This window comes from Salegentibacter sp. 24 (genome assembly GCF_004362395.1).
Taxonomy (GTDB): domain Bacteria; phylum Bacteroidota; class Bacteroidia; order Flavobacteriales; family Flavobacteriaceae; genus Salegentibacter.
Genome location: NZ_SNWE01000003.1, coordinates 1 through 21,614, shown reverse-complemented (window position 1 = coordinate 21,614; position 21,614 = coordinate 1). Strand labels below are relative to the sequence as shown.

Sequence of the window (21,614 nt, the reverse complement as noted above, 5' to 3'; positions counted from 1 at the left end):
GCCTCTGTTATAGTTGTATACACCTATTACCTTTTCTGGTTTTTTATTATGAAATATTTAGTTGAACCAGCTTTATACTGGATCTAAATGCTTTTTTAGATAACGCCCTTCATAATATCAGAAAATATTTCAAAAGACCTTAATCTGTCCTGGTGATCATAGATATGGGATACGGCCATGACTTCATTGACCCCGGTTTCTTTTATGAAGACTTCGGTTTTCTGTTTTATGGTCTTGGGATCACCAATAAAGGCATATTTAAGCATTCGCTGGAACCCCGGATGTGCCAGAATTTCACGGTGTTCACTGGTGAATTCCACGGGGGGTTGCATATAATCAATATTTCCGCTCATCACCCCCAGCATCATTTTAATTAAGGAGGTGGATATTTTTTCAGCCTTTTGAGTAGTATCGGCGGCGATGATATTGACACCCGCAATCGTATAGGGTTCCGAAAGGAATTTTGAGGCTTTGAAGTTATTATGGTAAATACTTAAGGCCTGGTGTAATTGTGCAGGTGCAAAATGACTTGCAAATACATATGGCAATCCCTGCTCGGCAGCAAGATGGGCACTGTCGGTACTGGATCCTAAAATGTAGATAGGTACTTCAACCCCTTCGGCCACTGCCGCCCTTACTTCTGAGTTTGCATTTTCAAGGGAGAAATATTTCTGGATTTCTTTTACTTCCTGCGGGAATTTGAAAACCGACTTCATCCGATCCGAACGAATGGCTTGTGCAGTTACCTGGTCGGTCCCGGGTGCTCTTCCCAGTCCTAAATCAATTCTATTAGGGTATAAAGTCCCCAGCGTTCCGAATTGTTCAGCGACGATCAGAGGCGAATGGTTCGGGAGCATGATGCCGCCTGAACCTACCTTAATTTTTTTAGTCCCTCCTGCAATATGTCCTATAAGGACCGAGGTCGCTGAACTGGCTATACTTACCATATTATGATGCTCGGCCAGCCAAAACCTGGTATATCCCATTTCTTCAGCTTTCTGGGCCAGATCCAGGCTTTGGTCAAATGTTGTTTTAACACTGGAGTCTTTTGCTACGGTAGCAAGTTCAAGGATAGAATAAGGGATAGTATTTAATGCAGAGGCCATATTGATTTTATTTGAATGCATAAAGGTAGGCGGAGTAAGCAGGTAAACCTTACAAAAGGGAGTTCCAAATCCTCGCTTTTTGGCAAATGAAATAAATAGTATTAATAGAAAGTTAAGGAAAATTTCTTGTTTTCTTCCCAAACCTTTATTACGAAATGGTTTTCGTATTTTTATTTTTATTAGAAAGTTGCTTTATTTAGATATATTAACAATGTGACGTTAAACTCCGCATAAAAAGTTTTTGTCTTTGGAGTTTCCTCATAATTTAGCCTAGCAAACCAATAAAATTAACACCTATAAAAATTAACACCTATGGCATCTTATTTAAATTCAAATGAAATCAGGCTCAGCCTGCGACAATTAGTCAAACAATATGTTGAAGAATGCGAAACCTGCCAGGAACTCCCGGAGGAATTCGTCAGCCTGATCAAACACAATTTTCTGGCAAAATATGTGTATTACAACAAACAAAAGAAACAAATTGAAATTGGTATCGACGCCTCTGAATCTCCGGAGACCTACCCGGAAATTAAGGTTTATAAAATTCCGGTGAACAAAGCGACTAAATGGTTGGAAAAATCATTTAAAGATCAGCAAAGTGACCTGGAGTTCTATGGCCGTTTATTAAACAGAAATGCCATTTTCAATTCCTCGGATGTTGTATTGCTAAGTAGGTAATATGTAATTTTTCTAAAAGAGCGGTCTTATTTCTAGGATCGCTCTTTTATCTTTAATTTATTTTCTGTATTATGAATATAGAAACAGCAAGAATTTATGAGAATAAAGAAGCTTCGGATAAGCTTCGGATTTTGGTGGATAAGTTGTGGCCTCGGGGAATTTCTAAAGAGGAGGCACTTTTGGATCACTGGTACAAGCAATGGGCGCCAAGTGATGATCTTCGAAAACAATTCCACCAGGATAAGATTTCCTGGGAGGAATTTCAAAAAGAATATAAGCAGGAATTGAAAGATAATAAAGATCAGATTTTAAATGACCTTGACGACCTGGACAAACGAAAAACTTTATTGCTTTTATATGGCTCTAAGGACAAAACGAACAATCATGCTGTTTTGCTTAAAGATTTTCTCAGGGATTTAAACTAAGCTTGTTTCTTTTTAGCCAAATCCTCCATAATCAATTCTGCGTGGACTCTAGAATTCTCGATAAACCATTTGTGGGTTTCGGTGCCGCCGCATATGACCCCGGCCAGGTAAATCCCCTTAACATTGGTTTCCATGGTTTTTTCATCATACTGCGGAATTTTCCTGCCATCATCAGATAATTTAATCCCCATGTTTTTTAGAAATTCAAAGTTTGGACGATAGCCGGTTAACATCAGTACAAAATCGTTTTCCAGGCTTTTTTCTCCTTCTGGGGTCTCTATTATAACCTCTTTCTCCCTGATTTCTTTTAAAGTGGCATTGAAAAGTGCCTTGATGTTGCCTTCTTTAATCCGGTTATCGATATCGGGGCGTACCCAGTATTTTACCCTTCTGCCAATTTCCTCTTTTCTAACGATCATCGTGACCTCGCCTCCTTTGCGGTAAATTTCCAGTGCCGCATCCACAGCCGAATTACTTGCGCCAACCACGATGGTCTTTAAAGTGGCATAGTAGTGCGGATCGTCATAATAGTGCGCTACCTTTGGCAGGTCCTCCCCAGGGATATTCAGGTAGTTGGGGATGTCATAGAAGCCGGTGGCAATAACCACGTTTCTGGCCTGGTACTGGTCTTTTATGGTGGTAACAAGATGCATGTCTTCTATGGATTCCACCTTACTGACCTTTTCAAATAAGTTGATGTTAATCTTATTGGAGGTGGCTATCCTTCTGTAATATTCCAGGGCTTCGGCCTTTCGTGGCTTTGGATTATTACTGATAAAGGGAATATTGTTTAGTTCCAGCTTTTCTGAAGTAGAAAAGAAGGTCATATTGGTAGGGTAGTGGTATAACGAATTTACCAGGCAGCCTTTTTCCAGGATAAGATAAGAAAGCTCTTTCTTCTCTGCTTCCAGGGCGCAGGCAATACCGATAGGCCCGCCTCCAATGATGATAACATCGTAGGTATATTTAGGAGTTTGCAAGTTGTCTTAAGTCTTTTATGGTTTCCAGTTGGTCTTCTGCTTTAAAAACATAACTGCCGGCAACCAGGATATCTGCTCCTGCCTTTACAAGCTGGGAGGCATTTTCGTTGGTGACCCCGCCGTCAATTTCAATTAAGGTCGAAGCGTTATGCGTTACAATGAGTTCCTTTAAACGCTGGATTTTGTTATACGTATTTTCGATAAAACTTTGTCCGCCAAAACCAGGGTTTACGCTCATAATACATACTATGTCGATATCCTGGATCACATCTTTCAAAAGATCAACACTTGTATGAGGATTTATCGCTACCCCTGCATTCATACCCTCAGATTTGATTGCCTGCAGGGTTCGATGCAGATGAGTACAGGCCTCGTAATGAACCGTAAGGTTATCTGCGCCAAGGCGGGCAAATTCTTTTATGTACCTGTCCGGGTCTACGATCATAAGATGCACATCGATCGTTTTTTCAGCATGTTTGGTAATTGCTTGCAGAACCGGCATACCATAAGAGATGTTGGGAACAAACACGCCGTCCATGATATCTATATGGAACCAGTCGGCTTCACTTTTGTTCACCATTTCAATATCGCGCTGAAGGTTTCCGAAATCAGCGGCAAGTATGGATGGGGCAATAAGTTTTGTTGTCATAAGAGTTGAGCTGTAGATGAGCACACAAAAATAACAAGATTATACTTATTTAATGCCTTCTGTAAATTTATTTAAGATGTACCTTACCGAACCCTGAATGGCTGGATTTAAAAGACTGACCTGGGTCAGGTAAATGTCGAATTTTGTTTCATTATACCGATCGTCCAGAGATATAAAGTCGGTTTGGTACCCATCAAAGGTAACGCTGGGAATAGATTTCTGAAAGATGGTGATGATATTGTGATGCCGCTGGTCTGCTTTTATCCTGGCAAATAGTTCCTTTAAAAGCTCTTCTTCCCCTTCCAGAACCTGGAAGAAATTGCCCTGGGAATATAAAAGAATCCCGGTGATATTATTATCGTTATTCCAGTTTTTACTAAAATCTAAAGCCTCTTGAATTTCGGATTCTGAAAGTGCCGGGTTCACGGTACTCACATAACTTATTGCGTATCGCATAAAGAATTAAGAATTGTTAGGTCCAAAAATAAGGGGATTTAAGAATTGTTGAAATTTAAAAGCGTGAAAATTTATATAAAATTATAACGGAAACGGTGCGACTGCGCCGGAGTTAGTGCGCATTATTTAAAAATGATCTTTTATAACGGCCTTTGCTGCATTAAAACCGCACATCCCGTGAACGCCTCCTCCTGGAGGGGTCGAAGAGGAACAAAGGTATACCCTGGGGTCCGGGGTGGCATAGGGAGATAGTTTGGCAATAGGCCTGGTAAAGAGCTGGGTGATATCCTGTTTTCCCCCGTTGATATCACCCCCGATAATATTGGGGTTAAAAGCTTCAAGTGCTACGGTATTCATAGTGGATTTTTTTAGGATAGATGCTTTAAATCCCGGGGCCGCGCGTTCTATCTGCGCCTCGATGATATCTGAAAAATCAGCAATACTTCCATTGGGAACATGACAATAGGCCCAGGCGGTGTGCTTTCCCTCCGGAGCTCTGGTATTATCAAAAATACTATGTTGGGCCACCAGTACGTATGGGGTGTCTGTCATTTGTTTGTGATGAATTCTTTTTTCTGAATTCTCCATTTCTTCTTCTGAAAAGCCTAGGTGTACCGTTCCGGATTTGCGGCATTTTTCACTGGTAAAAGGAATAGGTTTATCAAGTGCCCAATCGACCTTAAAAACCCCGGCCCCATATTGGAAGGAACTCATTCTCTCCCGGTACAGATCTGAAAAATCGGTTCCTTTTATTTCTAATAACTGCTTTGGGGTGAGATCGAAGAGATAGGTTTTTGACCCTGGAAGTTCTTCCAGGTGGGTGATATTTCTATCAAGATGCAGTTCTCCACCCAGGGAGCTATAGTAACTCAGCATACTCTTTATGAGGTTCTGGGCTCCACCCTTGGGGAAGGGCCAATTGAATTTATGGGCCATAGTACTTAAGACTAGCCCAAAGGAGGCTGATGCCATGCTATCCAGGGGTAGGGTGGAATGTGCTGCGGCCCCATAAAAAAATATTCTTGATTTTTCATTTTTGAAATATTGTCTGGCTAGCATACTGGCCGAGGGCAGGGCTTTTATTCCAAATTTGATAAAGTCCAAAGGGTGCTGTGGGATACTCAAAGGTCCGAGCAGGTCATTTTCTATTTTTCCCCAGCTACTTATAAGGGGCTGGAACAATTTGAGATAGGAACTTTCATCAATTCCTAACTGGGCGGCTGTTTTATTTATATCCGTGTAGCAGGCATAGGCCGTGCCATCACCAAATGGATGGGAATAGGGGATTTCCGGAAAGATCCATTCCAGGCCATGTTCCTTTAATGGTAGTGATCTTAAAAACGGGGAGCCATACCCCATAGGTAATATGGCGGAGCCCACGTCGTGTTTAAAACCGGGCAAGGTCAATTCCTGGGTTCTGGTGGAGCCCCCGGGAGTGGAAGCCTGTTCAAAAATAGCAGTTTTTAAGCCTTGCTGCTGCAAATATATTGCTGCAGAAATTCCGTTAGAACCACTTCCAATTATTATAGCATCGTAGTTCAAAGACATTAACTCAGTTTTTTAAGATCCAGACTACCAAGATATTCCCGAAAGGATATGCTACCCCTGGGTTCCCCGATCATATCATTTGTAGTGATAAAAGTAAAATAATCCAGTTTGTCATGAATTCCTTTACCCAATATTGTCGTAAGCCCAAGCCTGGCACTTACTTTAGCGATGGGTTCGGGGATTTTAATGATATTCCCCCCAATAATTTCCTTGATCATTTGGACCATTTCCAGCCTGGTGTGAATATTCGGACCCCCAATCTCTATGATGTCCGGGCCTTTTTCCAGGAAGGATACCACAACTACTGCCAGATCCTTATGATGAATGCTATTGGTTTTTGCCTTTCCTGAACCAATCAGAGGGATGAATTTACGTTTGGCCATAATGGCCAGATCATTTAGACCAGAGTAGAAGCCTACAGGTCTTATGATGGTATAATCTAAGCCGGAATTTCGCAGTTCATTTTCACATAGTTTATGTACCCTGGCTACATTATAGTCTTTTAAAGTATCTGCGCCTTTTATGGAAATATATATAAACCGAGCCACCTTATTTCTAACCGCATCATCAATAAGGTTTTTATTGGCCTTGTAATCGTTTTCATAAAAAGAGGCCTCAGGAGGTGCAAACAGGCTGATGCTTTTACCAAGGGCTGAGATTACGGTGGTAACATTTTTGGTGATCCCTTTAATCCCGGCAGTCTCTTTGGCCGCATCTTCTTTCCAAATATCCTCGGTGTAACCGGATAGGGTTTCAAGCCCTTCATCAGTCCGGGTTAAGACTCTCAGGTTTTTTCCTTCTGCCTTTAATAATTTCACTATTTCCAGGCCCAGTACCCCAGAGGCCCCTGCAATTAAAATCTTTCCTTCCTCCTTCATCTTACCTGCATTTATAAATAATGATAGAAGATACTCAGAAAAAAGACGCTATTTAAAAAGCTGGCCCTGGCTTAACAAAAGATTAGCGTATCTCATAATTGCGGGGATAATAAAGTTTAGAAACGAAAAAACCCCGGTTCATCACGCCGGGGTCATTCATCAATCAAAAAACGAACAGTTATGTTAGCCGGCCGTCGCCGGCATTAACTGTTGTCATCTTCAATACCTTATCCTAAATATGTTTTTAGGATCTTACTTCTAGAGGTATGTTTCAACCTTCTGATCGCTTTTTCTTTAATTTGTCTGACTCTTTCTCTTGTAAGATCAAAAGTCTCTCCAATTTCTTCAAGGGTCATTGGGTGCTGGTCTCCTAAACCAAAATACAAACGAATAACATCAGCTTCTCGCGGGGTTAGGGTTTCTAAAGCACGCTCAATCTCTGTTCTTAAAGACTCGTGTAAAAGTTCTTTATCAGGGTTTGGAGATTCACCGGAACGAAGTACATCGTAAAGGTTAGAATCTTCACCTTCTACCAGGGGAGCATCCATAGAGACATGACGACCGGAATTCTTCATAGATTCCTTAACGTCGTTAATGGTCATATCGAGCTCTTTTGCAATTTCTTCAGCACTTGGTGGGCGCTCATGAGACTGCTCAAGGAAAGCAAAAGTTTTGTTGATCTTGTTAATAGATCCAATTTTGTTCAGTGGTAAACGAACAATTCGGGATTGTTCTGCCAGGGCCTGAAGAATAGACTGACGAATCCACCATACAGCATAGGATATGAATTTAAAACCACGGGTTTCGTCAAAACGTTTCGCAGCTTTAATTAATCCTAAATTTCCTTCATTAATAAGGTCGGGTAGGGTTAACCCCTGATTTTGATATTGTTTTGCAACCGACACCACAAAACGTAAATTAGCCTTGGTTAATTTTTCCAAAGCGCGGTCATCACCCGCTTTAATTCGTTGTGCTAATTCTACCTCTTCATCGGCAGTAATTAAATCAACCTTACCAATTTCTTGCAAATACTTATCCAGCGAAGCAGTCTCACGGTTTGTAACCTGCTTCGTAATCTTAAGTTGTCTCATCTATCGTCTCCTTGGATTTTAATTATGAATCTCTTGTATATGTTTATACGTAGCTTGTAGTCGAAATGTTACAAAAAAACTTAATTAATTTTATTTCGTCTCTTTTATCGACCTTTAGGCAGGGTGTTTTTTTATGGCCGCTTTAGCCTGGCCCTGATTTGGATGCCATTTTGGTCTCTTTATTTGTTGACTAAAAAAAGATAAGCGATTTAGGAAATAATTTTTTTCTTATCCCTTCCATTATCTTTTTCAATAGGAATGGGTTCGTTACAATGGAGCTTAAACATCTGCCCGATTTTATCTGGTTTTTCTTGAGTATTTTTAAAACAGCAGCCAAGGTTTCTGTTTGATCCTGGTTAAAAACCACTTTTAAATTTATAACGGGGTACGGGGAAAAATTTGCACCTCAGTGCCATCCTCTCCTTTGTTAATTTCCAGGCGACTTGGTCGGTTCTTTTTAGCTATTTCCTCAGATTTATTAATTGCTTGCTCAAAGGATTCGAATTTTTCAATTTCCTCGCCCCGGTTATTCTTTAATATCCAAACTTCGGCGTCTTTCTCAGCTGCCAGCTGATACCTTTTCTGATTGATTAATTCGTGATTATTTTTTAACAATTCCAGGAGAATTTTTCCATCACTAAAATTTCCATCTGGATATTTCATTGGGAATAAAGCGAAAAAAACATAATAAAGGGAGAAGTAAATGAATTGATAGGTGAATATTCCCGGTTCCACCCAATTATAACTTACCAGGTAGACCATAAACAGGGCAGCAAGGGTATTAAAAATAGTTCCCCCCAGGTATATTATTATGTTTCTTAATTTCTGACTTTCATCAATATTATCAAAATAACAGAATCCGTACCAGAAGTAATACTTCCTGATTTCAAAGATCCATTTTCTTGCTATTATTTTGCCCGATCCAATGACAATCTGGATATTTCTGGCTCCTAAAAGCCGTGCAAAAAATACATGCCCGGCTTCATGGATAATCGAAATTATGGGCAAAATAATAAAAAATGCCAGGAAGAGTTTTGGAATATCTTTGAGGTCGAACATTAGTCTTGTTTTTAAGTCTTATGATCTTTCATTTTTGTTGGTGTAAATATTCTCCCAGTTTTTGCCAATGCTCATTAAAGCCATAGTGATTTTCCTGGTCTCCCCGGGAGACAGGAAATCTGGAGTATGCAATTGGGAAAGATTTGGTGAGGCCATTTTTTTAGTTACATTTCGATCCATTTCCAGGTAATCCTTAAGGCTTTGGGATAATCTCTTATAACCAAGGCCGATTTGTTCAGGTTCTTTGGAAGATTGATACCCGGCGATGGCTACATACAGGCGGAGACATTGCACCACCGGACATCTGCTGTCATTTCTGCTGATAAAGCGATGAATTACCGGAAAGGAAAAATGATCAATAATATGTTCTGTAAGTAAGGATTTGATTTGTATAAGATCCGAATCTATATTTCTTTCTGAGATGAGCGTATCAGTTATCTCATCAGGTGTTTTTCCAATGAGGTCTATTTGGAGGGCCAATGCCTTTTGTTTTTTCACCGCTTGAATAACAGAGGACAGGTAGGTAATATTCAGGGTAAGCATTATAAAACCAGAAAAAGAGATGATGGTAAAAATTATTCGGCTCAGCTGCGTACCTGGTATAAAATCTCCCAGGCCAACTGTTGAAATTACATAACAGGTAAAATAAAGCCTTTCCAAAATATCGGCAGCCTCTCTTGTGGAGCTGTTTATCACCATTTCTTCATTGGCCATAAAGATGATCCAGGCAGAAAGAATGAGAAAACCCAACCAAACAGCAGAGTTAATTAAAAGGTGTGAAATACCGGAATAAACATAGCGTAAGGAAGACTTGTTGTTGTGAATTATAAGCGCTCCAACCCACTGGTTTAATTTTTTAGACATTTGCCCGTAACCATTGAAGGAAAGGGTGGTAAAAAAGAAATCACCAAATACAAGAACTAGAAGCGTAAGTCCTATAATTCCAATAATAACATCCATATTACCCTTTTTTGATTAATTTTGTTTCTGAAAAAGGAGATTTTTCTTTATATATCCTGACTATCCTCGTTGATTTTAAAGTTGTCGCGCTGTTCGGTTAAGCAGCAGAGATTTCGCCGGTACCATTTTTCTGTTACCATTTAGGTAATTCTTTAACCGGGCCAATTGTAAAATCGTGTATTTTCCAGTGATGTTCTCTCAAAATTTCATATCCATGTTGTAACTTATCCAGATCTATGGGGCCCTGGGGGATATAAGCGATCTCTCCAAAATAAATTTGTCCATTCTCTCTAAATCTGACCCTGGCATCCTTTACCCAGTCCCATGATTTTACGATGTTTTTTATTTCTTCTACCAGCTTATCATCTATTTGTTTTTTTAGGGTTTTAGGATGCCTGTCCATTAAATCCAGTACACTGGTTTTTACGTGTGTGACCCCGTCTTTTAAAACGGAAAAGGAAATAAAAAGTGCTGCCAGGGCATCGGCCCACCATAATCCCAGGCCGACACCAATAATTCCCAGAATAGCTGCAAATGCGGTCATATAATCTGCCTTTTGAGCACTGGCATCAGTGAACAAAATTTTATTGTGCAGTTTTTTAGCTAAAGGCAATTTCTTAAATCCCAGTATCATAGCTGGAATGGCACTGTATAATAGGGCAGCTATCATGATCCATCCCATCCATATCCGCTGACCAAAAATAATTTTGTTTCCAATAGTAGGATGTTCTGCTTTTATAAGTGCCATTGAAGAATCGAAAACTAAAAAAAGACCCATCCCAAGAAGGGCCACCGCACCGGTTAAAAATGAGATAGAAAAGACCCGGTGATAACCGTAGGGGAAGTTTTTATTAGGTGGTTTTCTAAAGATCTTGACCGAGATTAGAAATGCAATAGAAGGGACTAAACTCAATGTGTCTTCAAGCCAGGCAGATTTCATGGCCTGGGAAGATCCCATCACCAGGTACATCAATATTATTACCGAAATTAAATACCCCAGGGTGACCCATTCCAGATTTACAGCTTTGGATAAAGTTTTCTTTAAATCATCCGGTAATTCAAAATCAACAATGCTTTTCATCCTTTATTTTTTTGGTGGAATATAAAAGTTTCTACTTTCTGTAAGAGCCTATTCTCTCCTTTGGGTACCATAATCACGTGCTTTTGATCATATGGAGCTGATAGGCCCGCTTTCTTTTTCCAAATGGTCTTTTTCTCAAAACCTCCAATGACCAGGTGTAATTTGAATTTTTCTAATTTTTTCACGAGTTCGCTTTCGGAGCCTTCCATGAATTGAATGCTTAGATTTTCGCTTTCAGCAAACTTGCGAATTAGACGCACTTCCTTTCCGAAAAAGCTGTCCTTTTCTTTTATGGTAAATGGAGGATTAATTGTTATGCCGACAAGTAAATCCTCCTTTTTGGCCTCTTTAAATGAGTGCTGAGGATCTTGAGGAAAGGTACAAGCCCCAAGAAATAGTAATGATAAAATGAACACGATTTTTTTCATAAATGCTGTGTTTAATCTCATTAATCTTTGAACGATATAAGATGAAATTACAATATTTGAATTCAACAGATGTTAATTAATTTGTAAATGGTCAATGTGGGAATCCTTACCTTTTGGTATGAAATATAACGGGGAGCGATAAGATAATTAAGACGAGAAAAATTGCTAAAGGCCTTTTCTATATAGATTTGTGAAGAAGATTCTCTTTGAAATTAACAGAAACTTAAGTGGGACAGCTATTTTATTTTCTAACTTTTACCTGGCTAATTTTAAAATGAAATTGCGATGGAAACCAAAGGCGGTAAAAAGATCTTATTTTATTCGGTATTAGGAATTTTGGGATGTTATTTTTTATTTCTAGGACTTGCTAAAGCTAAAGTTTTCCTAGCCCCCTTTCTAACAGCTGTGATTTTGGCATTAGTGGTTCTTCCGCTTTGCAGAAAATTAGAGCGTAATGGAACAAAGCGAGCTGTGAGCTCCTTAATCAATACCTTTTTCTTGTTTATTTTATCGATTGGATTTATGGCTTTATTTTCCCTTCAAATGAAAAGTATGGTAAATGACTGGCCGAAAATAAAAGAAACCATGAAGCCTAAAATTGAACAATTAAAAACTTTTGTGGTCCATAATACACCGATTAGTAGAGAAAAACTTGAACTCAACAAGAATTCTTCTCTTATTAGTCCGGCCTCTGGACAGGGCACACAGGCGGTTAGCTTTTTAAGTAAGATTATCAGTTTTTTTGGAACGTATTTATTGGTCTTTATCTACATATTCTTTTTGCTGAATTACCGTCAAAGGTTCAAAGAGTTTCTGGTACGCTTATTTCCAGATGAGAAAAGAGAGAAGGTAAAAAAGGTAACTCATAAATCTGCAACGGTTGTTCAAAATTACCTGGTAGGAAAACTCATACTTATAGGTTTACTCGCTGTTGTTTATTCTATTGGGCTTGGAATTTCAGGAGTGAGTAATTTTATCCTGGTAAGCATTATCGCCGCATTGTTTACCCTTATCCCGTATATTGGTAATATTATTGGTTTGGTATTGGCTATGGCCTTTGGTTATCTTACCTCAGGTGAAATTAGCGTTTTAATCGGTGTGATATTAACTTTTACAGTTTCTCAATTTCTGGAAAGTTATATATTGCAACCCTATGTAGTGGGGGATAAGGTGGATCTTCATCCGTTTTTTGTTATCCTGGTCGTGGTAATTGGGAATGCTGTATGGGGAATTATAGGGATGATTCTGGCCATACCTGTTACTGCAATTCTAACGATTATTTTATTACATGTTACACCTCTTCATCCTTTTGGGTTTCTTTTAAGTAAGAAATCTACCCCAAATTGTTAATATTGAATAAGGCTATTTCAAGAAAGAGTATAAACGTAATACAAGATAATTCATATACTATCACTTCTGGAATCCAGTAAAAAATACTTTTTCTTAAAAATAATGTCATAAAAAAATCCCCGAAAATTAAATTCCGGGGATTTTGATTTATAAGCTTAAGACTTTTTAGTCGTTGTCTTTACGGTCTCTGTTGTCTCTCCCTCTGCGATCATCACGGCCACGATTGTCACGAGAACCACGATTATCACGACCTCTGTCGTTACGATCGTTGTCTCTTGGCGGGCGAGGCTGATAGCCTTCAGGCTTGTCAAGCAATGCTTTTCTGGAAACTTTTTCCTTACGGGTCTTAGGATCTACACCGAAGTATTTTACATCGATTACATCACCAAGATTTACAATGTCAGTAACATTGTCAGTGCGTTCCCAGGCGAGTTCAGAAATATGAAGCAACACCTCGTTGCCAGGAGCATCAAGATATTCAACCACGGCACCGAAGTCCAGTACTTTGATTACTTTTACTTCGTAAACGCTTCCTTTTTCCGGCTTGAAGGTGATAGATTCTATTTTGGCAAGAACCTTATCAATTCCTTCTTGTTTGGTTCCAAGGATTTCAACAATACCTTCTTCGGTTACAGGATCTTCATTGATCACGATTTCTGTTCCTGTTGTTTTCTGAAGTTCCTGAATCACTTTTCCTCCAGGTCCGATAAGTGCGCCAATAAATTCATTCGGAATTCTACGGGTAATGATTTTCGGAGCGTGAGCTTTTACATTTTCGTTTGGCTCAGCAATAGTATCGGTTAGTTTCTCAAGGATATGAAGTCTGCCTGCACGAGCTTGTTTTAGCGCTTTTACTAAAATCTCGTAAGGAAGCCCCTTTACTTTGATATCCATCTGGCAGGCGGTTATCCCGTCAGCCGTTCCGGTTACTTTAAAGTCCATATCACCAAGGTGATCTTCGTCTCCAAGAATATCTGAAAGTACAGCGTGGCGCTCTCCATCAGAAATTAATCCCATAGCGATTCCCGAAACCGGTTTTTTCATTTTAATCCCGGCATCCATCATCGCCATAGTTCCGGCGCAAACCGTTGCCATGGAAGATGAGCCGTTGGATTCCAATACTTCGGAAACAATTCTTACCGTGTAAGGGTTGTTTTCAGGAATCATGCCTTTTAAGGCACGTTGTGCAAGGTTCCCGTGTCCAATTTCACGTCTTGAAGTACCTCTGATCGGGTAAGCTTCTCCTGTACAAAATGGTGGGAAGTTATAATGCAGGTAGAAAGTTTCTTCGCCCTGGTGGGTTGGCATATCAATGGTGTTGGCTTCCCTGGAAGTTCCCAAAGTTACCGTTGCAAGGGCCTGGGTTTCCCCACGGGTAAAGATTGCCGAACCGTGTACCGATGGTAAATAATCGGTTTCACACCAGATAGGTCTTATCTCGTCGGTTTTTCTTCCATCTAAGCGTATACCTTCAGCAAGGGTAAGTTCTCTTACCGCTTCCTTTTCGGTTTTGCTATAATATTTTTTGATCAGCTTTTCGTTTTCTTCTAATTCCTCTTCAGAAAACAAGGCTAAAACTTCTTCTTTTACTGCGGCAAATGCTTCGCTGCGTTCTTTCTTTCCGTGACCGCCTTTAGCGATATCGTAAATTTTGCTATAAGCTGCCTCATGAACTCTTTTCTCAAATTCTTCATTTTCTGCAGTAACCGCATATTCCCTTACCGGTTTCTTACCGAAGGCTTCCGCTAGTCGCAATTGCGCGTCAATTTGTTTTTTAATATGTTCGTGAGCGAACTGGATGGCCTGGGCCATTTCCTCTTCTGAAATTTCTTTCATCTCACCTTCAACCATCATCACCGAATCTGAAGATGCACCGATGATCATATCGATGTCGGATTCTAAGAGTTGGCTGCGGCTTGGATTAATTACAAACTCACCATTTACCCTGGCTACACGAGCCTCTGAAATAGCAGTTTCAAAAGGAATATCTGAAAGCTGGATAGCTGCCGAAGCGGCAAGTCCTGCTAAAGCATCAGGCATCACTTCCTCGTCGTGAGACATCAGTTGGATCATTACCTGGGTTTCCGTTCTGTAATCTGATGGGAATAGCGGACGCAATACGCGGTCTACAATTCGCATCGTTAGTACTTCTCCGTCGCTTGGTCTGGCTTCTCTTTTAAAGAAACCTCCTGGGTAACGTCCCGCTGCGGCAAATTTTTCTCTGTAATCTACTGTTAATGGAAAGAAATCCATCGTGCTCTCCTTGTAAGAAGAAACTACAGTACAAAGCAACATAGCGTTGCCCATTTGAACAACAACTGACCCGTGGGCCTGTTTTGCTAATTTTCCGGTTTCGATGGAGATTTCTCTGCCATCTCCTAAATCGATAACCTCTTTAAATGTTTGTGGAATCATAATAATTTTGAATTCTTCTAATGATCTGAATAACTTCACCAGATCTTTTGTTATACAATGGTCTCCGCCTATACCGGACGGCCGGGAGTTGTGTTGTTGTGTGTTGTGTAGACCAATGAAAAACTACTCTCTTTGAGCGACAATTTTACTCACTAAGGTGAGACTTTTAAAGGCTGTCAGTAATTTACAAATTACTGCTGTATAAAAAAAGGGAGCGTAAAGCCCCCTTTTGAAATTTATTTTCTTAATCCTAATTCTTTAACAATTGCACGATATCTCATGATATCTTTCTTCATCAAGTAATCAAGCAAGCTCCTTCTTTTACCAACCAGTCTTACCAAAGAACGCTCTGAGTTGTAATCTTTGCGATTCTTTTTGAGGTGGTCAGAAAGGTGAGAGATTCGGTAAGTGAACAAAGCGATTTGTCCTTCAGCAGAACCGGTGTCGGTTTTGCTTTTCCCGTGCTTCTCAAAAATTTCTTCTTTTCTTTCTTTGGCTAAATACATTCCAATATTAATTTTAATGATTTTTATGTATTGACAGTTTTTCTGTCAGGCGGCAAAGATACTACTTTCTCAATAATTACCTACTTAAAGAAGTTCTTTTTAAAAAATAATTTAAGCTCTTACCGGTTGATTCTGAATAAGATCCAAATACAGGTTGACTTTGTTTTTAAGTTCAGACCTTTGGGTAATGAAATCTAAAAAGCCTTTTTCTTTGAGAAATTCAGAGGTTTGGAAATCTTTTGGCAGGTCTTTTCCGGTGGTGTCCTTTACCACTCTTGGACCGGCAAAACCAATTAAAGCCCCGGGCTCGGAAATATTAATATCTCCCAGCATCGCAAAAGAAGCCGTGGTTCCCCCGGTAGTGGGGTCGGTGGCTAAAGAAATGTACGGAATTCGGGCCTCGGCAAGCTGGGCCAATCTAACAGAGGTTTTGGCCAGTTGCATTAAGGATAATGCTGCTTCCTGCATTCTCGCTCCCCCGGATTTGGAAATAACCATCAGTGGGATTTGATTTTTTAACGCATAGGCTGCTGCACGGGCAATTTTTTCTCCTACTACAGAACCCATGGAACCGCCGATGAACCTAAAATCCATACAGGCAATGACCAGGTCCTTTCCTTTGGATTTTCCAACAGCGGTACGTACCGCATCTTTTAGTCCGGTTTTTTCCTGGGCTGCCTTTAAGCGATCGGTATATTTTTTAGTATCCTTAAAATCCAAAGGATCCTTAGCGGTCATATCCTTATCCAGTTCTTTGAATTCGTTATCATCAAAAAGGATCTTGAAATATTCCGCGCTACCTATTCTAACATGGTAACCGTCTTCTGGACTTACATAAAAATTGCTTTCCAGTTGTTCCGCATCTACAATCTTACCGGTTGGCGATTTGTACCAAAGCCCCTTGGGAACATCTTTTTTGTCTTCAGTTGGGGTTTGAATTCCTTTTTGTGTTCTTTTAAACCAAGCCATTTATTTTCAGGTTTCAGGTTTCAGTTTGGTAGTAAACTGAAAGTATTACTTAACAAAAAAACAGCCGGAATTCGAAAAATTCCAGCTGTTTAAAAAATTAAATTTATAGGGTGTTTACGTTATTTAGATCTTCAAAGGCCTTTTTCAGGCGGGCTTTAAAAGTAAGTTCTCCCTCACGTAACCATTTTCTAGGGTCGTAATATTTCTTATTTGGTACATCATCTCCTTCTGGGTTCCCAATTTGAGTAGCAAGAAAATCTTTTTTACTGCCCATATAATCACGGATTCCTTCAAGATAAGCGTACTGAAGGTCGGTATCGATATTCATCTTGATTACCCCGTAGCTAATTCCTTCTCGAATTTCTTCAACGGTGGAACCACTACCTCCGTGGAATACAAAATCAATATGATTGTGTTCCACACCAAATTTTTTCGTGATATATTCCTGTGAGTTTTTCAGGATAACCGGGGTTAGTTTTACATTACCTGGCTTATACACTCCGTGTACATTACCAAAAGCTGCGGCGATGGTAAATTGGTCGCTTACTTTGCTTAATTCCTCATAGGCATAAGCAACTTCTTCTGGCTGGGTATATAATTTAGAGGAATCGATATCAGTATTATCAACGCCATCTTCTTCCCCTCCAGTAACTCCAAGTTCGATTTCAAGGGTCATTCCCATTTTACTCATCCTTTCCAGGTACTTCTTGCAGGTTTCGATGTTTTCCTCTAAAGGTTCTTCGGAAAGATCTATCATATGCGAGCTGTACAATGGTTTTCCAAACTGCTCAAAATGTTTTTCACTGGCATCCAGTAACCCGTCAATCCAGGGGAGTAATTTCTTAGCGCAATGGTCAGTATGTAAAATAACTACTGCTCCATAGGCCTCTGCCAGCTCGTGGATGTGTTTTGCTCCCGCAACGGCTCCTGCAATAGCAGCTTTTTCACCATCGTTAGAAAGTCCTTTTCCAGCGTTAAACTGTGCACCTCCATTTGAGAATTGAATAATTACGGGTGAATTTAGCTCTGCTGCAGTTTCCATAACAGCATTTGTACTGCTGGAACTTATCACATTTACTGCCGGAAGAGCAAAGCCCTTTTCCTTGGCGTAATTAAATATTTCCTGTACTTCTTTTCCTGTGGCTACGCCCGGTTTAATGTTGTGACTCATAATTTTAGTTGAATTAGAAAAACAAAAATAAGAAAATATGTTGGCTTAGAAAGGATAATTGATCCCTACATTATAGACTGCATGGTTAAAATCGTAATTTTCAAACCAGCGATCCCCTTCTGGTAGGGCAGGGTTGTAGGTTTTGAAGCCGATATCGAACCTGAGTACGAAAAAGTTAAAATCATATCGCAGCCCGAATCCGGTACCCACGGCGATGTCTTTTAAATCGGAAAGTGACTCGAAGGTAGCAGCCGGATCTTCCACTATATCCAAAACGTTCCAGATATTCCCAACGTCGATAAAAACCGCTGAATTCAACGCCCCGAATAAATTGTACCGGTATTCTGCATTGAGGGCGAGCTTCATGTTGGCTTCATTAAATTCATTTCTCCCCCCGCTGCTTCCCGGGCCCAGGTCATAAGCCCGCCAGGCCCGGTTATCGTTAGGACCTCCGGCAAAGAAACTTCTGACAAAAGGAATACTGTTGGCATTGCCATATGGAATGGCCACCCCGCCAAAAGCTCGAAAAGCAAAAATGTTGTTATGGCCCAGGTCCCAGTGCTTTATAAAATCGAGTTCGGTCTTTATATACTGGGAGAAGTTTACGCCTAGTATATCGTAATTCCCGGCCTGATTCTTTTCAAGACCTGCTATAGAGGATACTGCGGAAAGTACATTTCCTGCAGTTTCAATTTTGAATCTAAAGCGTGTAAATTCTTCGTCATAAAGATTGCTTTTGGTATTCCACAAGTAAGTATAGTTAGAAGCAAAAATAAGATTGTCTTCCGTTAACCTGTTTTTGCGTTCCCCAATATTATTTACCAGCTGTACCTGTTCACTAGTCAGTCCCGTAGTGGTTCCGGAATCACCGGTGACATCCCGGATGAAATTCTCGGCGCCAGCTGGAATGCTTAATAATCCTTCCGGATTTAAATATGAGGGATCTGTAACTATGCTTCCGGATTGAATAATCTGGTTAAGATCGTCATAGGAATTTCGGTAAACGTTGAAATAATTATCGGTATTTAAGTTTCTTACGTATTGAATATTTAAAAGGTCCAGGCGGTTGGAAAGCTGCCTTGAAGGATTCCATCTATAGTTGAGAATCGCCGAGAGGTTTTGTTTATCGAGGCCTATATTATTTTGTGTGCTTACCCCTAAGGTCAGAGCGGTGAACGGCTGCATGTATTTGGGGATTAATTTTTCAGTTTCAATGGGTAAAAATATCCGGGGGAAAGTTAATTTAAGATCGGCCCCAATCTCTGAAATATCAAAAAACCGGTCATCAGATCCACTTATAGCAGCGTCAGTAGAAGATCCTATGCTTCCACGACCAGAAATCTCAAGGTTTTCAGCACCCCTAAACACGTTTCTTATTAAAAGGGAACCTCCAAAACCAATTCCGAATTTTTGAATGTTACTCTGTGAAATGTCAAAATCAAAACCCAGGGAATATTTGGGCTGGGGGGTTAGAAAAATATTCGTAATCAGATCGGTGTTGGTCGAATCCGTGGGATCCGGGGTAAACTGAATGTTAGGATATTTAAAAACCCGCAGGGAATTTAGACGGTTATAGGTCCGGGATCTTGAAATATCACTGTATACTTTGCCAGGTCTCATAAAAATAGCATCGGTTATGGCCTCAGGTTTGTAGGCCAGTTCTCCAAAACTATATAGGGTGTACCCATCCTGGGTAGTTACGCTGTCGGTTAGTGGTTGATTACGGTTGGCGTATTTGTAGTCGGTAAAAATGTTAACCTTGCTTATTTCGTGAATTTTAAATGGCACCCTGGAGCTTGTGTCCTCTTCCGATGCAAAGCGATTTTTTATAACCACCGTGGTATTCACCTTCTGATCGGTGTTGATGGTGTCGGCATTAAAACTGATGTATTCCTGGTCGAAATTATAAACCCCGTTGTTTCTAAAAAGCGAGGTAAGCCTGTCACGCTCCTCGTTAATGTCCAGGGTGCGGTATTGCATTCCTTTTTTTATAATAGCTTTCTTTTTATGGAGCTCGTATAGGGAATCGATAACCTTTGAGGAAATATTTGCGGTGATGGAATCCAAATAATAAGCCGGGCCGGTAGCAACGTCATATTTTACTCTGGCTCGCTTCTTTTTGTTTTCCAAGGGAATGATCTCATAATCGGTTTCCACGTTGAACCACCCATTGTTCCAGTACCAGGAATTTAGACGGTTAACCGATTTCTGGGTTTCCTGCTCACTTACAATGACCGGGGCCTCCCCGGTTTTTTTAATCCATTTGTTAAATGCTTTTCGCGAATGCAGGTATTTTTCCAACTGTTTGTAGGAAAGAAGATCTACCAGGGTATTTCGCTTGCTTTCATTCTCCAGGTATTTTTCAATTAAGATAGAATCGATATCAGGCCGGGCGAGATTGTAAAAATGAAGCCTTAGTGGAATGCCCAAAAAACGGGTGTTGGGTTCCTGGTAGAGTTGATTGTAAATGCTGGCTTCATTGATCTTTTCATCATTAACGAAAATCTCATTGTCAGTGAGCAGTTTATCATCACCCTCTACGCGTTTAACGGCATTACAGGAAATTAAAAAAAGCAGGCTTAAAAAAAATAATGATATTTTTGCGAAATGCCGATTCAAACACACATTTTTAAGGGATCAAAATTACATTTTTTGTATGGTTAGTAAAAGCCAAATTAAGTTAATAACCAGTCTTGCACAAAAAAAATACCGTTATAAACACGGTCTCTTTGTGGCTGAAGGTTTCAAGACGATCAGTGAACTCCTTTCTTCTAAATTTACCCTTAACCGTCTCTTTACTTTAGAAGCGGATTTTGGTCTTGATAGCAATAGCGTTCAAATGCTTGATGAGCGGGAATTAAAGAAAATAAGTTTTTTAAAAACTCCGCAGGCTGCTTTGGCGTTATTTGAAATCCCGAAAGAGGGTAGCGTGGGGGATAAGCATTTAAGCCTGGCTTTGGATGGGGTTCGTGATCCCGGAAATCTGGGAACTATAATTCGGCTTTGTGATTGGTTTGGTATTACCGACCTGGTGTGTTCCCGAGATTCGGTAGATTGTTTTAATCCAAAGGTAGTCCAGGCCACTATGGGTTCCCTGGCCCGCGTAAATATAGTTTATCGTGATTTGAAGACTTACCTGGAAAAGGCTGATCTGCCAATTTATGGTGCTTTTATGGAAGGGAAGAATATTTATAAAGGTAAAACCCAGTCTGAAGCCATTTTGGTCCTTGGAAATGAAGCCAATGGGATCTCTACGGAAATTGAAGCTCTAATTGATAAGAAAATAAGCATTCCCAGGTTTGGGGAATATAAAGAGGCCGAAAGTCTGAACGTGGCTACAGCTGCTGCAATTCTTTTGAGTGAATTTAAACGAACAGCTTTATTTTAAATTAACCATCCTTCTTAAATTTTCCACCAAATAAATTTAAAAAGATTTACGCAGAAGTCTTTGGGTTATGTTTCCAAATTCTCGCTGTGGGAAGACGCAGAACGAGTTCTAAAGCTGGAAAAAGTATGGAATAATGGAATTTAAAATATTATTTTTGAAAGACAAGATTATGGTTTTTCATACGATAAGACGTTGGGGGCCATATGAAAACTAAATAAACGAATACTATTTTTGGTAAATTTTGCGTATAAAGATTTTAAAGAATGGACATTCAAACCAAATAACTGGAATTACATAAGACTATTTTGGAAAATGAAAATTCCGAATTTATCCAACGTGTTGCTGATTTCGTAAAAAAAGAAAAAACCGGCTTTTGGAATGTGTTTTGGCCCCTATAAAACAAGAGAATTATTCTAAATTTCAAAAATTAATTAAGCGGTTTGTTTTTTCATTAAAATCAGGTGTTGATCCCGAAC

General features: G+C 39.8%; 20 protein-coding genes. 4 read left to right on the top strand and 16 right to left on the bottom strand.

Annotated elements, in window-relative coordinates:
- Positions 1-95 precede the first annotated feature (95 nt).
- Positions 96-1,106: an LLM class flavin-dependent oxidoreductase gene (locus DET49_RS02725; RefSeq protein ID WP_133546624.1), complete on the bottom strand. Its 1,011-nt coding sequence runs from the start codon at positions 1,104-1,106 to the stop codon at positions 96-98.
- 312 nt (positions 1,107-1,418) lie between these two features.
- Here DET49_RS02725 and DET49_RS02720 point away from each other — a divergent pair, with 312 nt between their 5' ends.
- Positions 1,419-1,784 (top strand): hypothetical protein, encoded by a 366-nt coding sequence (locus tag DET49_RS02720; protein WP_133546623.1) that lies wholly within the window; start codon positions 1,419-1,421, stop codon positions 1,782-1,784.
- A gap of 71 nt (positions 1,785-1,855) precedes the next feature.
- Positions 1,856-2,209 (top strand): DUF488 domain-containing protein, encoded by a 354-nt coding sequence (locus DET49_RS02715; RefSeq protein ID WP_133546622.1) that lies wholly within the window; start codon positions 1,856-1,858, stop codon positions 2,207-2,209.
- On the opposite strand, the gene DET49_RS02710 is transcribed toward DET49_RS02715, so the two are convergent.
- The 10 genes from DET49_RS02710 to DET49_RS02665 all read right to left on the bottom strand — a co-directional run bounded on the left by DET49_RS02710 (position 2,206) and on the right by DET49_RS02665 (position 11,339).
- Entirely contained in the window at positions 2,206-3,189 is a 984-nt protein-coding gene (locus tag DET49_RS02710; protein ID WP_133546621.1) for a YpdA family putative bacillithiol disulfide reductase, read from the bottom strand. The genes DET49_RS02715 and DET49_RS02710 overlap by 4 nt on opposite strands.
- Positions 3,176-3,838, bottom strand: a complete 663-nt coding sequence (gene rpe, locus DET49_RS02705) for a ribulose-phosphate 3-epimerase (RefSeq protein WP_133546620.1) — start codon at positions 3,836-3,838, stop codon at positions 3,176-3,178. Before rpe ends, DET49_RS02710 begins: the two co-directional genes overlap by 14 nt.
- Positions 3,839-3,883: 45 nt before the next feature.
- Complete coding sequence (locus DET49_RS02700) at positions 3,884-4,294, bottom strand: BLUF domain-containing protein (protein WP_133546619.1); 411 nt, start codon at positions 4,292-4,294, stop codon at positions 3,884-3,886.
- Between the two features lie 126 nt (positions 4,295-4,420).
- Positions 4,421-5,842 carry a phytoene desaturase family protein gene (locus DET49_RS02695; protein ID WP_133546618.1) on the bottom strand — a complete coding sequence of 474 codons (1,422 nt, stop codon included), beginning with the start codon at positions 5,840-5,842 and terminating at the stop codon, positions 4,421-4,423.
- Positions 5,842-6,720: an SDR family oxidoreductase gene (locus DET49_RS02690; protein WP_133546617.1), complete on the bottom strand. Its 879-nt coding sequence runs from the start codon at positions 6,718-6,720 to the stop codon at positions 5,842-5,844. Before DET49_RS02690 ends, DET49_RS02695 begins: the two co-directional genes overlap by 1 nt.
- A gap of 227 nt (positions 6,721-6,947) precedes the next feature.
- The gene (locus DET49_RS02685; protein WP_011708302.1) at positions 6,948-7,811 is read right to left on the bottom strand and encodes an RNA polymerase sigma factor RpoD/SigA; all 864 of its coding nucleotides are present in this window, start codon (positions 7,809-7,811) and stop codon (positions 6,948-6,950) included.
- A 375-nt stretch (positions 7,812-8,186) separates the two neighbouring features.
- Positions 8,187-8,870, bottom strand: a complete 684-nt coding sequence (locus DET49_RS02680) for a site-2 protease family protein (RefSeq protein ID WP_133546616.1) — start codon at positions 8,868-8,870, stop codon at positions 8,187-8,189.
- A gap of 18 nt (positions 8,871-8,888) precedes the next feature.
- Complete coding sequence (locus DET49_RS02675; protein ID WP_133546615.1) at positions 8,889-9,830, bottom strand: potassium channel family protein; 942 nt, start codon at positions 9,828-9,830, stop codon at positions 8,889-8,891.
- Between the two features lie 133 nt (positions 9,831-9,963).
- Positions 9,964-10,911, bottom strand: coding sequence for a cation diffusion facilitator family transporter (locus tag DET49_RS02670; protein ID WP_133546614.1), 948 nt, complete (start codon positions 10,909-10,911; stop codon positions 9,964-9,966).
- Positions 10,908-11,339 carry a transporter substrate-binding domain-containing protein gene (locus DET49_RS02665; protein ID WP_166636530.1) on the bottom strand — a complete coding sequence of 144 codons (432 nt, stop codon included), beginning with the start codon at positions 11,337-11,339 and terminating at the stop codon, positions 10,908-10,910. Before DET49_RS02665 ends, DET49_RS02670 begins: the two co-directional genes overlap by 4 nt.
- A 285-nt stretch (positions 11,340-11,624) precedes the next feature.
- On the opposite strand from DET49_RS02665, the gene DET49_RS02660 reads away from it, so the two are divergent.
- Positions 11,625-12,689, top strand: a complete 1,065-nt coding sequence (locus DET49_RS02660; RefSeq protein WP_133546612.1) for an AI-2E family transporter — start codon at positions 11,625-11,627, stop codon at positions 12,687-12,689.
- A gap of 165 nt (positions 12,690-12,854) precedes the next feature.
- On the opposite strand, the gene DET49_RS02655 is transcribed toward DET49_RS02660, so the two are convergent.
- From DET49_RS02655 to DET49_RS02635, 5 genes are all read right to left on the bottom strand, one after another.
- The gene (locus DET49_RS02655; RefSeq protein WP_133546611.1) at positions 12,855-15,104 is read right to left on the bottom strand and encodes a polyribonucleotide nucleotidyltransferase; all 2,250 of its coding nucleotides are present in this window, start codon (positions 15,102-15,104) and stop codon (positions 12,855-12,857) included.
- A 236-nt stretch (positions 15,105-15,340) separates the two neighbouring features.
- On the bottom strand, positions 15,341-15,610 hold the full coding sequence (gene rpsO / locus DET49_RS02650; RefSeq protein WP_057480454.1) for a 30S ribosomal protein S15: 270 nt from the start codon (positions 15,608-15,610) through the stop codon (positions 15,341-15,343).
- Positions 15,611-15,721: 111 nt separating this feature from the next.
- Positions 15,722-16,579: an acetyl-CoA carboxylase, carboxyltransferase subunit beta gene (gene accD / locus DET49_RS02645; RefSeq protein ID WP_133546610.1), complete on the bottom strand. Its 858-nt coding sequence runs from the start codon at positions 16,577-16,579 to the stop codon at positions 15,722-15,724.
- 103 nt (positions 16,580-16,682) lie between these two features.
- Positions 16,683-17,750 carry a class II fructose-bisphosphate aldolase gene (fbaA, locus tag DET49_RS02640; protein WP_133546609.1) on the bottom strand — a complete coding sequence of 356 codons (1,068 nt, stop codon included), beginning with the start codon at positions 17,748-17,750 and terminating at the stop codon, positions 16,683-16,685.
- Positions 17,751-17,795: 45 nt separating this feature from the next.
- Positions 17,796-20,369, bottom strand: coding sequence for a BamA/TamA family outer membrane protein (locus DET49_RS02635; protein ID WP_133546608.1), 2,574 nt, complete (start codon positions 20,367-20,369; stop codon positions 17,796-17,798).
- Between the two features lie 37 nt (positions 20,370-20,406).
- Here DET49_RS02635 and DET49_RS02630 point away from each other — a divergent pair, with 37 nt between their 5' ends.
- On the top strand, positions 20,407-21,138 hold the full coding sequence (locus tag DET49_RS02630; RefSeq protein WP_133546607.1) for a TrmH family RNA methyltransferase: 732 nt from the start codon (positions 20,407-20,409) through the stop codon (positions 21,136-21,138).
- Positions 21,139-21,614: the final 476 nt, after the last annotated feature.

Bases quoted from the DNA above. Each gene is read 5' to 3' on its own strand.
- DET49_RS02725 (WP_133546624.1), bottom strand. From the start codon at position 1,106: ATGGCCTCTGCATTAAATACTATCCCTTATTCTATCCTTGAACTTGCT.
- DET49_RS02720 (WP_133546623.1), top strand. From the start codon at position 1,419: ATGGCATCTTATTTAAATTCAAATGAAATCAGGCTCAGCCTGCGACAA.
- DET49_RS02715 (WP_133546622.1), top strand. From the start codon at position 1,856: ATGAATATAGAAACAGCAAGAATTTATGAGAATAAAGAAGCTTCGGAT.
- rpe (WP_133546620.1), bottom strand. From the start codon at position 3,838: ATGACAACAAAACTTATTGCCCCATCCATACTTGCCGCTGATTTCGGA.
- DET49_RS02700 (WP_133546619.1), bottom strand. From the start codon at position 4,294: ATGCGATACGCAATAAGTTATGTGAGTACCGTGAACCCGGCACTTTCA.
- DET49_RS02695 (WP_133546618.1), bottom strand. From the start codon at position 5,842: ATGTCTTTGAACTACGATGCTATAATAATTGGAAGTGGTTCTAACGGA.
- DET49_RS02690 (WP_133546617.1), bottom strand. From the start codon at position 6,720: ATGAAGGAGGAAGGAAAGATTTTAATTGCAGGGGCCTCTGGGGTACTG.
- DET49_RS02685 (WP_011708302.1), bottom strand. From the start codon at position 7,811: ATGAGACAACTTAAGATTACGAAGCAGGTTACAAACCGTGAGACTGCT.
- DET49_RS02680 (WP_133546616.1), bottom strand. From the start codon at position 8,870: ATGTTCGACCTCAAAGATATTCCAAAACTCTTCCTGGCATTTTTTATT.
- DET49_RS02675 (WP_133546615.1), bottom strand. From the start codon at position 9,830: ATGGATGTTATTATTGGAATTATAGGACTTACGCTTCTAGTTCTTGTA.
- DET49_RS02670 (WP_133546614.1), bottom strand. From the start codon at position 10,911: ATGAAAAGCATTGTTGATTTTGAATTACCGGATGATTTAAAGAAAACT.
- DET49_RS02665 (WP_166636530.1), bottom strand. From the start codon at position 11,339: ATGAAAAAAATCGTGTTCATTTTATCATTACTATTTCTTGGGGCTTGT.
- DET49_RS02660 (WP_133546612.1), top strand. From the start codon at position 11,625: ATGGAAACCAAAGGCGGTAAAAAGATCTTATTTTATTCGGTATTAGGA.
- DET49_RS02655 (WP_133546611.1), bottom strand. From the start codon at position 15,104: ATGATTCCACAAACATTTAAAGAGGTTATCGATTTAGGAGATGGCAGA.
- rpsO (WP_057480454.1), bottom strand. From the start codon at position 15,610: ATGTATTTAGCCAAAGAAAGAAAAGAAGAAATTTTTGAGAAGCACGGG.
- accD (WP_133546610.1), bottom strand. From the start codon at position 16,579: ATGGCTTGGTTTAAAAGAACACAAAAAGGAATTCAAACCCCAACTGAA.
- fbaA (WP_133546609.1), bottom strand. From the start codon at position 17,750: ATGAGTCACAACATTAAACCGGGCGTAGCCACAGGAAAAGAAGTACAG.
- DET49_RS02630 (WP_133546607.1), top strand. From the start codon at position 20,407: ATGGTTAGTAAAAGCCAAATTAAGTTAATAACCAGTCTTGCACAAAAA.